The sequence below is a fragment of the Salinimicrobium sediminis genome (assembly GCF_900215295.1).
Classification (GTDB): Bacteria; Bacteroidota; Bacteroidia; order Flavobacteriales; family Flavobacteriaceae; genus Salinimicrobium; species Salinimicrobium sediminis.
The window spans coordinates 491,101-505,889 of record NZ_OCMF01000002.1 but is presented as its reverse complement, the minus strand read 5'-3'; the positions used below and the strand labels follow the sequence as shown (position 1 = coordinate 505,889).

Here is a 14,789-nt window from a genome sequence, read left to right as displayed (position 1 = left end):
TTCAATTATTTATCTCCGTCAAATTCTTCATCGTCGTCCGGCTCAGATTTTTGATGCAGAAAGTATTTTGGGCTTACTCCATATTTTTCCTTGAAGACCTTGGAAAAGTAGCTTCGGTTATTAAGGCCGATCAAGGCCACAATTTGGGAAATGTTTTGTTCAGAATGCGTTAATAATTCCCTGGCAGCCTCCAGTTTCACCTGTTGTACATATTTGTTCACGGTGAGATTGAACATGTATTTAAAACCTTCCTGAAGCTTATTCACGTTGGTTCCCACTTCTTTTGCGAGATGATCTACAGAATAATTTTTAGTGAGATCTTCTTCGATTAATTCTACAGCTCTTTTTACCTTTTCTACGTCACTTCTTCGTAGAATAGCAGATTTCCCTCCATTTTGATCATCGTTGTATTGGGCAATCTGTTTTGAAAGCATCTCATATGCTTTTCCTTCAAGAAATATATTCCGTAGAAATCCCGAATGTTCCCCATGGGTTATACTTTCGACAATATCTGCTTCCTGGATACTGTAGTTTCCCTGATAGAAGAAAAGCTCCCTTGCCTTCTCGTCCTGAAATAACTGCTTGAGTTTGGGTTCGAGGTCCTTGTAGCCAAAATTTTCCCGTTGGTTGAATTCTTCCCTGATTATTTCCAGGCTAATTACATGTACCGTCTCATTTGCTTTGAAGTATAAAATATGACCGTTATGGCCGCTACTGGCTACAATGACGTTCTGGTAAGTATCAATAGTATGCATGTCCATATTCTCCTCAAAGGCATGATTGACCCTTCCCTCAGAACAAAAAATAAATTTTAAGGGATGTGTCTTGTTCATGGTAAAATGAATTTCCATGTCTTTAAAAAAGGTTACATGATACTGGATAATTCCTATTCCGGATTCGAAGCTGGCACCCCTAATGTAACCTTGCCCAAGTTGTTCGGGAAGATCAACAGTAAGTTCTCCACAGTCTTTTTTGAGGGGAATTTTAAATTCTTTTGAAAAGTTTTCAAGAATCTCATCTACGGGAAGTGCCTTTACAAAAATCTCCATTATTGAATTTTAGGACCTAAATTATAAATTTATTAAGGGTTTGCCGGGTAATACCCCATATCGGCTAATAGTTAGTTGAAAAACGTTAATTTTCCACCTAAACTTAATCAAAGCTGTTGTTTAATTGATGAAATATAATGTTATATCTTTTACTACTTGTGCTAAAAACGGTAAGCCTTAACGTTTATTTAAGCTAATTTTACATTTCATTTAGTTTCATAAATTGCTATGACTGTATATTATTTGATTTTGGGCCTGGAGATTGTGGTGGTGGTGCTGGTGAGCGGGTTCCTCATTCGTAAAATATCCAGCATTTACCGCGAAAAAAGAAACAGGAAAAGGAACACTTATTAAATTCCTTCCTGCCTTTCTCCCGTACTCTTAATTCCAACTTGCAGCCTCCCCCCGGGAGCCTTATCTTTGTGAAAAATATTCCCGATGGAAAGTATAAACGCCTTAAAATGGCGATATGCGGCAAAGAAATTTGATCCTGAAAAAATTCTTTCTTCAGAAAAGATAGAGATCCTCAAAAGAGCTTTTAATCTTACTGCAACCTCTTATGGCCTACAGCCTCTAAAGCTTTTAGTGGTGCGGAATAAACCTTTGCAGCAAAGATTAATGGCTGCTTCCTATAATCAAAAACAGGTGGGAACCGCTTCCCATGTGCTGGTGATATGCATTGAAAAAAATGTGGGAAAGGAGTTCATAGAAAACTATTTTAAAACAGTAAGAGATACACGCCAAACCCCCGATGAAATATTACACCCTTTCAGGGAATCTCTTATTGGGGATTTTGAACAGAAACCGGTGGATGAGGTGAAGGTATGGGCCACACATCAGGCCTACCTGGTGCTGGGAACGTTACTTACAGTCTGCGCTGTGGAAGAAATTGATTCCTGCCCTATGGAAGGGTTTAATCCCGAAGAGTATGGAAAAATACTTGACCTGGGGAATCATAATCTTGAAGCCGTTCTTGCCTTACCCGTTGGTTATCGAGCATCAGATGATTTCTTTGCCGAATTAAAAAAGGTGAGAAGGCCTCTGGACGAAACGATTATTGAATATTAATAATTGACGTATTCGGTGATCTCCAGGCCGTAACCTATCATTCCAACACGTTTAGTTTGTTTGGTATTGGAGAGCAATCTAATTTTATGGATCTCCAGGTCATGAAGGATCTGGGCACCTATCCCAAAATCTTTGCTGTCCATTACAAGGGGAGGAGCTTTCATTTCGCCTGCTTTCTGAAGATCTTTTAATTCTCCAAGTCTTTTCAGCAAATTAAGGGATTGACTTTCCTGGTTAATAAATACAATGGCTCCCTTTCCTTCTTCATTAATAGCCTTGAACATATAATCCAGTTTCTTCTCTGCATTATTGGTAAGGGTGCCTAAAATGTCATTATTGACAAGGGTCGAATTCATACGTACAAGGACCGGATCTGAAGATTTCCAGGCGCCTTTGGTCAGGGCGATATGCACCTGATTATTGGTGGTTTGTTGATAAGCCCTTAGCCTGAAGTTACCAAACCGGGTTTCAATGTCAAAATCTTCCTTTTTTACGATAAGGGAATCGTGTTGCATTCTGTAAGCAACCAGGTCTTCGATGGAAACGATCTTTAGATCGAATTTTTCTGCCACTTTTATCAGCTGAGGGAGACGGGCCATAGTGCCATCCTCATTCATGATCTCCACGATCACCCCGGCAGGTTCAAATCCTGCAAGACGCGCAAAATCTATAGCGGCTTCGGTATGCCCGGTTCTTCTTAGAACTCCACCCTCCTTGGCTTTTAGCGGAAAAACGTGTCCCGGACGGCTAAGGTCATAGGGCCTGGTTTCGGGATCAATTAGAGCTTTAATTGTCTTTGCCCTGTCTGAAGCTGAAATTCCCGTAGTAACTCCTTTTCCTTTTAGATCTACAGAAATGGTGAAGGCCGTTTCCATAGGATCTGTATTATTCCCCACCATCATTTCCAGCTGAAGCCCCTTACAACGTTTTTCAGTAAGAGGAGTGCAGATGAGTCCGCGGCCGTGCATGGCCATAAAATTGATCATCTCGGGAGTAACGGTCGCGGCAGCGGCTACAAAATCTCCTTCGTTTTCACGATCTTCATCGTCAACAACTATGATCACCTTTCCGGCTCTAATGTCGTCAATAGCTTCTTTAATCGTATGCAATTTGAAGGAGGTTTCCTGGGCCATAACAGTGCTGAAATTTATTCCTGGCAAAGATATTAATCCTTTTCGGATCGACCCATGATCTGGGCTTTTTTAAGGACCTTTCTAATTGGTTCAAAAAGAATGCTGAAGCTGAATAACCCCTGGTCTGTGGTTGCCCTGTATGTAAGTAAGATCCCAAGAGGGAGCATGATCAAGGTAGAAAGCCAGGTACCTAAAAATGGACTTATTTGCCCTTCCTCGGCGCTATTTTTTGCAAAGATCCCAATAAAGTGATAGGCCAGGAAGATCATAATAGCGATCACCATTGGCAATCCCATACCACCTTTTCTAATAATAGCTCCCAAAGGTGCTCCTACGAAAAAGAGGATGATACAGGCAAAAGCCAGGACATATTTCTCATGTAAGGCAATCTCAAACTTGTTTAATCTTTTAGCTGCCTGTATTAGCTCGGCTTGTTTGGTGGTAATTGAAGAAAGCGTTCCGTTGACATTTCCCAGAGCAAGATTTACAATTTGGGCTGCCTGATGGGTTTCATAGATGGGAAGAATACCTTCCTGAAGATCGAAAACAGTATCCTGCGGTTTTATTTCCCTTTTCAAGTTTTCCAGCCCGGTACGGTTATACATATTGCGGGAGAGGGCTTCAATTTCTTCATTATAGGAGGTTGAGAAAGAATCAATGGTTTGGTTGAGTTCAGAGATCTTCAACATATTATGGGAATTGCTGTAATTCTCCTCATCCAGGTCTACATCATTAAAGCCCGAAAGATCCATATTGATCACATATTCATCAAATGAGCTCTTGGCAAAGGGTTTTTTAGTGCGGGCTCTGGGGGAAGCTGTCATGATCTCATCATAGTAGTTTCCGTCTTTAAGGATAAGACTAAGCACGTTTGAACCTGAACTACCTGCCAATTCCCCTTCAGTAGCTTTGATCACCGTGTAATTACCGGGACGACGTTCATTCTTCTTGTGAATGATCACATTATGTAGATACTGTCCATTATCACCCGACTTATCTTCGACCTTAATATTTATCTGCCCCAGGTCATTGAAAACCCCTTCAGAGATTACCATAGCCGGTTTGAGCTGGGCAATATTCTTTCTAAGGTTGATGGATTTATATTCCGAAGCCGGAATGACATTATTGGCAAATAAAAAGGCTGTTGCACTAACAAGGAGGATAAAAAAAGTTAATGACCTCATAGCCCGTTGCAACGAAATTCCTGCAGACTTCATAGCGGCAAACTCATAATTCTCAGCAAAACTTCCAAAGGTCATTATGGAGGTTAGCAGGATCGTTAGCGGTAAAACTAACGGTATAAGCTTGGGACTAAAATAGAGTAGGAATTTAAAAATTATATCAAGATCCAGGTCCTTACCTGCCAGCTCCCCAATGTATAGCCATATGGTTTGTAATACGAATATGAACATAAGTATTACAAAAACAGTAAAAAATGTTTTGAGGTAGCTGGTAAGTATGTACCTGTCTAAAATTTTCAATTAGTCCAGTCTGTTAATGTAGTAATCCTTGTACCTGCTTTCCTTGAATTGAAAAAGGGAGGCGGGAATAGGCTGATTTGTCTTAAAACTATTTACAGTAATAGTGATCTTTGTACCGTTATCCTGAGTTTGGATAAGATTATAGATATGTTTTGTTTGCTTATCAATACCCAATTTAATCTCTTTGATCTCGGCATCAGAATCTATGGGAGTAAGCTTGATATATTGGATCTTTCTGCCTTTAAGATCTTCTGTAGGACCCCATTCAGATTTGTAGCCGTCATTGTAGAAGGTCAACATTTTTGAAGGAGTAATATCGTTGTCTTCCCTGGGATCATGTTTGGAAATATTGATCTCCTCGTCTTCAGGAATGATGGTGTATAATTTGTCTCCATCAAATAACCTGGTAGTTCCCATAATATTCAGGAGATATTTTTCACCCTGCAGACTAACATCCCCACGGGTTTCATGTTTTACATTTTCGGCAGTGTTTTCTAAAGCATATTTAAATTCAATGATGATATTGTCATAGGATTCAACTTTTGATGAAACTTCATCGAGAAGGGTAGTAGCCTTTCCTTTAGATTGAGCAAAACCTGCCGTTATTGTTAAGAATGTAATCGCTAATAGAATTATCTTTTTCATTATTCTGTGGTTAAATTTTTTATTCGTCGTTCAATAGCTGGTTTAAACCTTCAATGTCCTGTACCAACACCTGCCGTGCTTTACTGCCTTCAAAAGGACCAACAACTCCGGCTGCTTCCAATTGATCGATAATTCTTCCTGCCCTGTTATATCCCAGTTTCAGTTTTCGCTGAAGTAAGGATGCCGAACCTTGCTGCGCAATTACAATGACTTCGGCGGCTTCGCGGAAAAGATTATCCCGGTCGCCAACATCAATATCAAGAGATGTGCCACTTTCTTCCCCGCTGTATTCCGGAAGGTGGTAAGCATCTGAATAAGCCTTTTGAGAGCCTATGAATTCGGTAATTTTATCTACTTCGGGGGTATCCACAAAGGCACATTGTAACCGCAGAAGCGTATTTCCCTGGGTGAAGAGCATATCTCCCTTTCCTATAAGCTGATCTGCCCCCTGGCTGTCCAGAATGGTTCTCGAATCGATCTTGGAAGTTACCCTAAAAGCGATCCTGGCGGGGAAGTTTGCTTTAATGATCCCCGTAATTACATTTACCGACGGTCTTTGGGTGGCAATGATCAAATGTATCCCGATTGCCCTGGCCAGCTGTGCCAAACGTGCAATAGGAGTTTCTACTTCTTTTCCAGCCGTCATGATAAGATCTGCAAATTCATCTACCACAAGAACTATGTAAGGCAGGAATTTATGACCGTTTTCGGGGTTGAGTTTTCGTGCCTTAAATTTTGTGTTGTATTCTTTGATATTACGAACCATTGCATCCTTAAGCAGCTCGTAACGGTTGTCCATTTCAATACACAAAGAGTTAAGGGTGTTGATCACCTTGGTGTTATCTGTAATAATAGCTTCTTCGGTATCGGGCAATTTCGCGAGGTAGTGTCTTTCAATCTTATTAAAGAGTGTCAATTCTACCTTTTTGGGATCCACAAGAATGAATTTCACCTCAGCCGGATGTTTGCTGTACAGCAGCGAAGTAAGGATAGCATTTAAACCTACAGATTTACCCTGTCCTGTAGCTCCCGCCATTAGCAGGTGGGGCATTTTAGCGAGGTCTACCACAAAAGTCTCATTGGAAATGGTCTTCCCAAGGGCCATAGGTAATTCCATTTCTGCATTCTGGAACTTTGGAGAGGCGATCACACTCCTCATGGAAACCATGGTAGCATTCTTATTGGGAACTTCGATCCCGATTGTTCCTTTGCCCGGAATAGGAGCAATGATCCTGATCCCAAGTGCCGAAAGTGACAAAGCTATATCATCTTCAAGACTCTTTATTTTGGAAATCCTAATCCCGGCTTCAGGAATGATCTCATATAGAGTAACAGTGGGACCAACTGTAGCCTTGATCTGGGCAATGTCTATTTTATAATTTTTGAGGGTGTCAACAATGCGGTTTTTGTTTTCTTCCAGCTCTTCCTGATTGATAGTAATTCCGCCACCGTTCGCATTATGATCCTTTAGCAGTTCGAGGGTAGGGAACTGGTAATTCTTCAGCTCCAGCGTAGGGTCGAATTCCCCGTAATCTTCGACCAGTTTTTTGCTGAGATTATCTTCCACCTCTTCTTCCTGTGCAGTCTCCACTTCCATAGCTACATCATCGGGGTCTTCCTGAGACTGGATCACCACTTTTTCGGTTACCGGCTGGGGTGTTTTTGGTATTTCAGGCGCTGGGGCAACAGGTTTTGAAGTTATTTCTTCCTTTTTCTTTTCTTCAGCATTTGTTCTTACCGGTGTCTCTTCAGAAACAGAAGAGGAAGATGAGGACTTAAAATCTTCAGATATATCATCCTTAGTTTTTCTAAAGGCATTGATCACCTTCTCCGGGGTAAGCCTGAATCGGGAAACCATGTAAACAATCAGCAGGAAGGCGAGAAGAAGAATAGTGCCGGTGAAGCCAAGATAATCCTGCAAATAATCGTTCATCTCGAAGCCTACTGTACCTCCCAGCAGAGCATTTTGTTCAGCAAAAAATCCGAAAAAGACAGATAGCCAGGTCATCACGAGGAGACCCCAGAACCAGAATTGGAAAAGAGGTTTTTTCTTTAGACTTAAAAAGAAATAGAAACCGGTTATGATGGTGAGAAAAGCAATGGCAAATGCAGCTACTCCAAATCCGTCAAAAATGAAGAAATTACTTATTGCTGCTCCAAATTTGCTAAGGAGATTTTGGGTCTCAACTTCCCGGTTTTCCAGTTGTGTGAGTGTGCTTTGATCTGCCTGCCAGTTAAACAGGAAGGAAGCAAAAGCGATTAAAAGGGCAAGTCCAAAAAAGATCAAAAAACTTCCCAGGATCACTTTACTTTTAGGTGAAAGCGCCAGGGATGACTTCGAAAATGATGGTTTGGAAGAGGGTTTTTTGACAGCTTTTCTTTTAGCCATAATGGAACTGAGGGTTTGGGGCAAAAATACAAATTCGCACCAGCTAATATAAAGAAAAGGAAAAATCTATTTCAAGTTAATTAAAGAGGGGAATTCGGGATTGGTTAATTAGGGAATAGTGGATTTGGGATCGTTAAACTGGAGTAACCTTGAACTTTAAACCTTGGACTTTGAACTTAAACCTTTAAAAGGTATAAAATACATAAGGCAGATAAATGATGAGCCCTATAATAAAGGCGATTATGGCCGCAAAAAAGACTGCTCCTGCAGCGACATCTTTAATCCTTCCTATTTTCACATGGTAATCGGCATGAACAAAGTCGGCAATGTTTTCAATTGCCGTATTTACGCCTTCGGTTGCCATCACCAGGCCAATGGCCAACAATTGCAGGATCCATTCGGTCGCTGTGATTTCAAAGTAAAAGCCGGCGATAGTAACGAGGATGGCAAGAACGAATTGCACCTGAATGCTGGGCTCATACTTTAACAGCAGCCACGCCCCTTTAATTGCATAACCACCTCCTTTAATTCGGCCGGTGATAAAATCATACATTAGAGAAGAGGTTTAAGTGCTTCCAGATAATCAGGTTCCTGATCAATTTCCTTTACTTGTTCGGTATGCAGGATCTTTCCATTTTCATCAAGAACGATAACCACCCGTGATAAAAGCCCTTCCCAGGGACCATCGATCATTTCAAGTCCGTAATCCTTTCCAAAGTTCCGCTCCCTGAAATCTGAAAGATTGGTGACATTTCCTATTCCGTTCTCTTTCTTAAAGCGTTCCTGTGCAAAAGGAAGATCTCTGGAAATATTAAGTACCACTACATTATCAAGTTCGGCTACTTTTTCGTTGAAATTTCTTACTGAAGTAGCACAAACGTGGGTGTCTATACTTGGAAAGACATTCATGATCACTCTTTTACCTTTAAAATCCTGAAGGGTGGCAATGCTTAGATCAGATTTTAAAAGTTCAAAGTGTGGAGCTCTTTCTCCTTTTTCGGGTAAGTGGCCATATGTAGTGACAGATTTCCCATTTTGCGTTATTTGTGACATATCCTGCTTTCTTGGTGGTTTGAGCTACTAAAATTAAAATTTTAGGGTTTGTATTTTACTAAAATTGTCATAAAACAAAAAAGCTGCTTTCAATTTATGAAAGCAGCCTTTTTTATGGATATAATACAGGTTCTATTTATCTATAGAACTCAGCACTTTTTGCATAAAGGAATTTGCAGCATCCTTTTCGGCCATTCCCTCACCGATCATTTTTTGAACCTCCAGAGCACCACAAATATTACTGATCAATTCTCCTATCACATCCATTTCCTCATCGGTCACAGAGCGATGGTCACAGAAAGATTCGAGCACCTCAAGAGTATTCTCTAGCTTTTCCTGATCATTGTTCTTTTGCAGGTGTCTAATTACTGGTAACTTCATTGACTAAGTCTTTTAAAAGTTCAAATTTGTTCGTTTGTACCTGATTCACCAGTTGCCCGTTCTTAAAAGTTGCAAAAGTCGGTAAATTATCAACCTTTGCCAGTTTTCTTGACTCAGGATACTTTTCAGCATCCACCAGTAAAAACGTTGCGTTCTGGTTTTCGGCAGCAAGTTTTTTAAACTTTGGCTTCATGACTCTGCAGTTTCCACACCAGCCGGCCATATACTGGACAACTACTGTTTCATTTTCTGCGACCATTTCGGCCAGGTTATCATTCTTTAATTCTTCCATTTCCAAATCCTTTTTTTAATTAGAACTTAGGTAAGAAGCAACTCCCTGACGATTAGCGTTCATAGCTTCTTTACCTTCTTCCCAGTTTGCAGGACATACCTCACCTTTTTCTTGTACGTGAGAGTAAGCATCGATCAAACGAATAAATTCCTTCACATTTCTTCCAAGAGGCATATGGTTGATCCCTTCATGGAAAACTGTTCCTTCCTCATCAATAAGGTAAGTGGCGCGGTAAGTTACGTTGTCACCTTCCACAGTGTAAATTCCTGTTTCTTCATTATAGTTCTCATTGGTGATATCAAGGATCCCAAGCTGATTTGCCAGGTTTCTGTTAGAATCTGCAAGTATCGGGTATGTTACACCTTCAATTCCTCCCTCGTCTTTTGGAGTATTTAGCCATGCAAAATGAACCTCGGGAGTATCACATGAAGCTCCTATCACCATTACATTTCTTTTTTCAAATTCAGATAATGCTTCCTGGAAAGCATGTAGTTCTGTAGGACAAACAAAAGTGAAGTCTTTAGGATACCAAAAAAGCAAAACTTTTTTTGCATTATTCTTAGCTTCCTCAAAAACGTTGATTTTGAATGTGTCTCCCATGTCGTTCATTGCGTTCACTTGAAGATTCGGGAATTTTTTACCTACTAATGCCATAGTTATTTAAGTTTTTGTAGTTATTATTAGAATTTGATGCAAAGATAAAAACAAAGAACGGCCCGAGAAGGGCCGTAAATCTTTATTTTTTATCAACAAATAGGTTTTGACTATAACTATTTGATTAATCTATAATCTTTACTTATTTAAGCGGTGGTTTTGACCGCCAACTGCTTTATTTTAATATTGAACGCCGCATATAAAAGCGTCATAAAAGGACTCAGGTAATTAAAGATAGCATAAACAAAATAAGATGCTACAGGCACCCCGAGCACCCCGCTATGATAGGCTCCACAAGTATTCCACGGAATCAATACTGAAGTCACCGTACCGGAATCTTCTAACGACCTACTCAGGTTTTCCGGCGCCAGGCCTTTGTCTCTGTAGGCTTTTGCAAACATTTTTCCGGGAACTACGATCGCCAGATATTGGTCTGAAGCAGTTGCATTCAAGGTGATACAACTTAATACGGTACTGGCAAAAAGTCCGAAGGTGGTATGAAATAAATTCAGCAGTGCTTTACTGATTGTAGCAAGGGCACCTATGGCATCCATGATTCCTCCAAATACCATGGCACAAATGATCAACCAGATGGTTCCCAGCATCCCGGACATTCCTCCTGAAGAGAAAAGGTCATTCAACTGCGCATTATCTGTTGTAATAGAAGTTTCTACCGTAATAGAATTCATGAGCCCTACGTAGGCTGCTTCAAAAGAAAGGTTGTCATATCCCGCTACAGCAGCGACTACATCTGGCTGAAAGATCACAGCAGCTGCAGCACCAAGTAAGGTTCCCAGTAAGAGCGCGATCAATGGGGAAGTTTTTTTAACAATGAGAAGTATCACCAATGCAGGTACCACAAATAACCACCCACTAATATTAAAAGCAGATTCTATTGAGCTTAAAATGGCAGCCGTATCTGCAGTGCCCGATGGTTCTATAGTAAATCCTAAGATGATAAATACCAGGAGCGTTATAGTTATTGTAGGAACTGTGGTCAAGGTCATATACCGTATGTGGGTGAAAAGGTCTGTGCCTGCCATGGCGGGAGCAAGGTTAGTGGTGTCACTCAACGGAGACATCTTATCTCCAAAATAGGCTCCGGAAAGAATTGCCCCTGCCGTCATGCCAACAGAAATTCCCAGTGCTTCGGCTATTCCGATCAAAGCTATACCAACAGTGGCCGATGTGGTCCAGCTGCTTCCGGTTGCCACTGAAATAACCGAACATATAATTACAGTCGCTGCCAAAAAGATGGTTGGATTAAGGATCTGTAATCCATAGTAGATCATCGTGGGAATGATCCCGCTAATGAGCCAGGTGCCGGCAAGAGATCCTACCATTAAAAGAATAAGAATAGCACCGGTTGTGGATTTGATGTTGTTTGCGACCTCCTCGATCATGGTGTCGAAGGAGACTTTATTGAAAAGTCCAACTATTGCTGCAACTGCGCCTCCAAGAAGTAAAATAAACTGGTTTGAACCGCTTAAAGAGTCGTCACCATAGACAAATACGTTATAGGCAAGCATCCCAATAAGGGCAAAAACGGGAAAAAGTGCTTCCCAAATATTCAACTCCCGATTTTCTACAATTTTGGTGTCTTCAATAAATTTTTCGTCTTCCATTTAAGGGGGGATAATTTTATGAGGCTGTAATGTTACGATATTTAAGTAAAAGTTAAAAGTTACCCGTTCAATTGTTAACCGGTTTATGCCTCTTTTAAACATAAAAAACTTCCCTGTATCGAGCTTTTACAGCTTCGGAAGCAAAAAAAAGCGGAAATCCTGCTGAAGAATTTCCGCTTAAAAAATTTTTGTCGGCTGAATTTATCCTAATTCAAGAGCAATTTCTACCATTCCCCCAAAGGTCTTTTCCCTTTCTTCGGTAGTAGTTTTTTCTCCCGTCACCAAAGAATCTGAAATGGTCAACAGAGAAAGTGCATTTACCTTATGTTTCGCGGCAATGGTGTAAAGACCTGAAGATTCCATTTCAACACAGAGCACTCCAAACTTTGACCACATCTGGTAAGATTCGAATTCATCTGCGTAGAACTCATCGCTGGTCAACACATTTCCCGCTTTGACTTCAATCCCCTTTTCTTTTGCTTTTTCAATAGCCTGTTGAAAAAGGTTAAAACTGGCAGTAGGAGCAAAATCAGCTCCCTGGAACCTCGCCTGATTAATACCTGAAGTTGAAGATGCCGCCATGGCAATTACGATATCCCTGATCTTTATGTGTTTTTGATAAGATCCTGCGCTGCCTACCCGAATAAGATTTTTTACGTTGAACTCATTGATCAACTCATGGGCATAAATGGAAATTGAAGGAACTCCCATTCCTGTACCCTGAACTGAAATTCTGCGGCCCTTGTAGGTACCCGTGTACCCAAACATGTTCCGCACCTTATTGTAACATGTGATATCTTCCAGATAGGTCTCTGCTATCCATTTTGCCCTTAAAGGATCTCCCGGTAATAAAACTGTTTCTGCTATATCGCCTTTTTTGGCGCCAATGTGAATGCTCATTTATTTAATTCGTTTACAATTGATACTCCCGAAGAGGTGCCTATTCTTTCTACACCTGCTTCAATATATGAGAGGGCTGTGTCTAAATTTTTGATTCCGCCGGATGCCTTAAGTTTTGCCTGTCCAATCACCGCATTTTTCATAAGCTCAATATTTTCCAATCTTGCGCCATCATTTCCAAATCCGGTGGAGGTCTTTACAAAATCTGCCTTTGCCTTTACTGCAAGTTCACTGGCTTCAACTATTTCTTCGGGGGTGAGATAACAGGTTTCGATGATCACTTTTAGTACCTTATCTCCAATGGCTTTTTTGATTTCAGCTATTTCCTCTTCTACCTTTTGGAAGTTCTTTGATTTAAGTTCTCCAATGTTGATCACCATGTCAACTTCTTCGGCACCATCTTCCAGAGCTTTGGTAGCTTCAAAGACTTTTGCAGCGGTAGACATTGCGCCTAACGGAAAACCTACTACAGTACAAACCTTCACATTAGATCCTGAAAGATTTTTTTTAGCCAGGGATACATACCCGCTGTTCACGCAGACCGAAAAGAAGTCATATTCCACAGCTTCCTTGCAAAGCTGAATGATATCCTCCTCGGTGGCCGTAGCTTTTAGTATCGTGTGATCGATATATTTATTGATTTCAATCATGAATTATGTTTTTGTAAAATTGAATAAAAAGGATTGCTCATTTCATGACTCTGCTCAATAAAAGCAGAATCTTTTTCTGAAGAGCAAAACCTCGCAAATATAAAGATTCGGGAACGGCTATTAAAGAAAAATAAAAAAGAAAGGTTCCAAAAATGTCCTTTTTGGAACCTTTCTTTTTAAGTTATGAGTTATGAGTTATGAGTTATGAGTTCAGACCTTAAACTTTAAACCTTAAACCTTAAACCTTAGACCTTGAACCTTCAAGAATTCCTATTTCCTTCATGCAGTCCTTCATCATGTTGTAGGTGCGTTCGATGTCATTATCGAGGCCAATGGACATTCTGATGATCCCGTCTGTCAAGCCCATTTCTTTTTGTTCTTCTTCAGGAATTTCTGAAGAGGTGGAAGTTCCCGGTGCGCTGAAAAGGGTTTTGTAAAAGCCTAAACTCACCGCAAGGTATCCCAGGTTCCTGTCCTGCATCAATTCCATTAAAGCGTTTGCTTTATCCAGGGAACCTGCGTCTACAACCAGCATTCCGCCAAATCCATATTCCTCATTCATCATGCTTTTATACAATTCATGACCCGGATGGCTTTTAAGCCCGGGATAAACTGTTCGCAGTCCATCCTGTTCAAATTTTTCGGCCAGGTACATTGCATTATGGCTGTGTTGTTTGATACGAATGTGCAGGGTGCGCAGGTTCTTAAGGATGGAAGCAGCTCTAAGGCTGTCCATTGTGGGGCCAAGCAACATACTGGCACCGTCATTCACGCTTCGCAGTTCGTTGATGAATTCCTGGGTTCCGCAGGTTACTCCGCCCACAGTGTCACTGGAACCGTTGATAAATTTTGTAAGACTGTGGATGACGACATCTGCGCCCATCGCTCCCGGTGAAATAGCAAGAGGAGAGAATGTGTTATCTACAACTAACTTAAGGCCGTGTTTTTTTGCAATTTTTGAGAGTGCAGGAAGATCGGCTACTTCAAGTAATGGATTGCTAACTGCTTCACAGTAGAGCACTTTTGTATTTTTAGTAATTGCCGCTTCTACTTTTTCAAGATTGGTGATATCTACAAAGGAGGTGCTAATGTTGAGTCGTGGTGCGAAATTCTTCAAAAAAGCATAGGTACCACCATAAATGGTGCGGCTGGAAATGATATGATCGCCTGCCTGACATAACTGAAGCAACACCGGAGTAATTGCGCCCATTCCGCTTGCGGCAACATTGGCGGCTTCAGTCCCTTCCATGGCTGCAAGGGCTTCTCCCAGGTACAGGTTAGAAGGAGAGGAGTGGCGCGAATATAAATAACAACCTTCTGCATTGCCTTCAAAGGTGTCAAACATGGTCTTTGCTGAAAGGAAGGTGTAGGTGGAGGAATCGGATATACTCGGGTTTACCCCTCCAAACTCTCCAAAATACTGGAGGTCCTGGATCTTATCTGCTGGTTTAAATTTCATAGAGAATATG

15 protein-coding genes are annotated in these 14,789 nt (G+C 40.9%); 1 reads left to right on the top strand and 14 read right to left on the bottom strand.

Going from position 1 to position 14,789, the window contains the following annotated elements; all coding sequences use genetic code 11:
- Positions 1-5 precede the first annotated feature (5 nt).
- The gene (locus CRO16_RS10005; RefSeq protein WP_097056237.1) at positions 6-1,049 is read right to left on the bottom strand and encodes a helix-turn-helix domain-containing protein; all 1,044 of its coding nucleotides are present in this window, start codon (positions 1,047-1,049) and stop codon (positions 6-8) included.
- Positions 1,050-1,487: 438 nt separating this feature from the next.
- Between CRO16_RS10005 and CRO16_RS10000 the strand changes: the two genes are divergently transcribed.
- Positions 1,488-2,117, top strand: a complete 630-nt coding sequence (locus CRO16_RS10000) for an NAD(P)H-dependent oxidoreductase (RefSeq protein ID WP_097056236.1) — start codon at positions 1,488-1,490, stop codon at positions 2,115-2,117.
- On the opposite strand, the gene ribB is transcribed toward CRO16_RS10000, so the two are convergent.
- From ribB to CRO16_RS09935, 13 genes are all read right to left on the bottom strand, one after another.
- Positions 2,114-3,250, bottom strand: a complete 1,137-nt coding sequence (gene ribB, locus CRO16_RS09995) for a 3,4-dihydroxy-2-butanone-4-phosphate synthase (protein WP_097056235.1) — start codon at positions 3,248-3,250, stop codon at positions 2,114-2,116. The two genes, CRO16_RS10000 and ribB, sit on opposite strands and share 4 nt — an antisense overlap.
- Before the next feature lie 32 nt (positions 3,251-3,282).
- A complete protein-coding gene (locus CRO16_RS09990) occupies positions 3,283-4,731 on the bottom strand; it encodes an LptF/LptG family permease (RefSeq protein WP_097056234.1) in 1,449 nt (482 codons plus the stop codon).
- Entirely contained in the window at positions 4,732-5,376 is a 645-nt protein-coding gene (locus CRO16_RS09985; RefSeq protein ID WP_097056233.1) for a LolA family protein, read from the bottom strand.
- 19 nt (positions 5,377-5,395) lie between these two features.
- Complete coding sequence (locus CRO16_RS09980) at positions 5,396-7,765, bottom strand: DNA translocase FtsK (protein WP_097056232.1); 2,370 nt, start codon at positions 7,763-7,765, stop codon at positions 5,396-5,398.
- 184 nt (positions 7,766-7,949) lie between these two features.
- Positions 7,950-8,318 carry a diacylglycerol kinase family protein gene (locus tag CRO16_RS09975; RefSeq protein ID WP_097056231.1) on the bottom strand — a complete coding sequence of 123 codons (369 nt, stop codon included), beginning with the start codon at positions 8,316-8,318 and terminating at the stop codon, positions 7,950-7,952.
- The gene (gene tpx, locus CRO16_RS09970; RefSeq protein WP_097056230.1) at positions 8,318-8,818 is read right to left on the bottom strand and encodes a thiol peroxidase; all 501 of its coding nucleotides are present in this window, start codon (positions 8,816-8,818) and stop codon (positions 8,318-8,320) included. The genes CRO16_RS09975 and tpx overlap by 1 nt, the downstream gene beginning before the upstream one ends.
- 132 nt (positions 8,819-8,950) lie before the next feature.
- Positions 8,951-9,199, bottom strand: a complete 249-nt coding sequence (locus CRO16_RS09965) for a DUF6952 family protein (protein ID WP_097056229.1) — start codon at positions 9,197-9,199, stop codon at positions 8,951-8,953.
- The gene (locus CRO16_RS09960) at positions 9,180-9,491 is read right to left on the bottom strand and encodes a thioredoxin family protein (RefSeq protein ID WP_097056228.1); all 312 of its coding nucleotides are present in this window, start codon (positions 9,489-9,491) and stop codon (positions 9,180-9,182) included. Before CRO16_RS09960 ends, CRO16_RS09965 begins: the two co-directional genes overlap by 20 nt.
- 15 nt (positions 9,492-9,506) lie before the next feature.
- The gene (locus CRO16_RS09955; protein WP_097056227.1) at positions 9,507-10,145 is read right to left on the bottom strand and encodes a peroxiredoxin; all 639 of its coding nucleotides are present in this window, start codon (positions 10,143-10,145) and stop codon (positions 9,507-9,509) included.
- Between the two features lie 146 nt (positions 10,146-10,291).
- On the bottom strand, positions 10,292-11,770 hold the full coding sequence (nhaC, locus tag CRO16_RS09950; protein ID WP_097056226.1) for a Na+/H+ antiporter NhaC: 1,479 nt from the start codon (positions 11,768-11,770) through the stop codon (positions 10,292-10,294).
- A 201-nt stretch (positions 11,771-11,971) separates the two neighbouring features.
- Positions 11,972-12,670: a purine-nucleoside phosphorylase gene (gene deoD / locus CRO16_RS09945; protein ID WP_097056225.1), complete on the bottom strand. Its 699-nt coding sequence runs from the start codon at positions 12,668-12,670 to the stop codon at positions 11,972-11,974.
- Positions 12,667-13,317, bottom strand: a complete 651-nt coding sequence (gene deoC / locus CRO16_RS09940; RefSeq protein ID WP_097056455.1) for a deoxyribose-phosphate aldolase — start codon at positions 13,315-13,317, stop codon at positions 12,667-12,669. The genes deoD and deoC overlap by 4 nt, the downstream gene beginning before the upstream one ends.
- A 241-nt stretch (positions 13,318-13,558) precedes the next feature.
- The gene (locus CRO16_RS09935) at positions 13,559-14,779 is read right to left on the bottom strand and encodes an aminotransferase class I/II-fold pyridoxal phosphate-dependent enzyme (RefSeq protein WP_097056224.1); all 1,221 of its coding nucleotides are present in this window, start codon (positions 14,777-14,779) and stop codon (positions 13,559-13,561) included.
- Positions 14,780-14,789 lie beyond the last annotated feature (10 nt).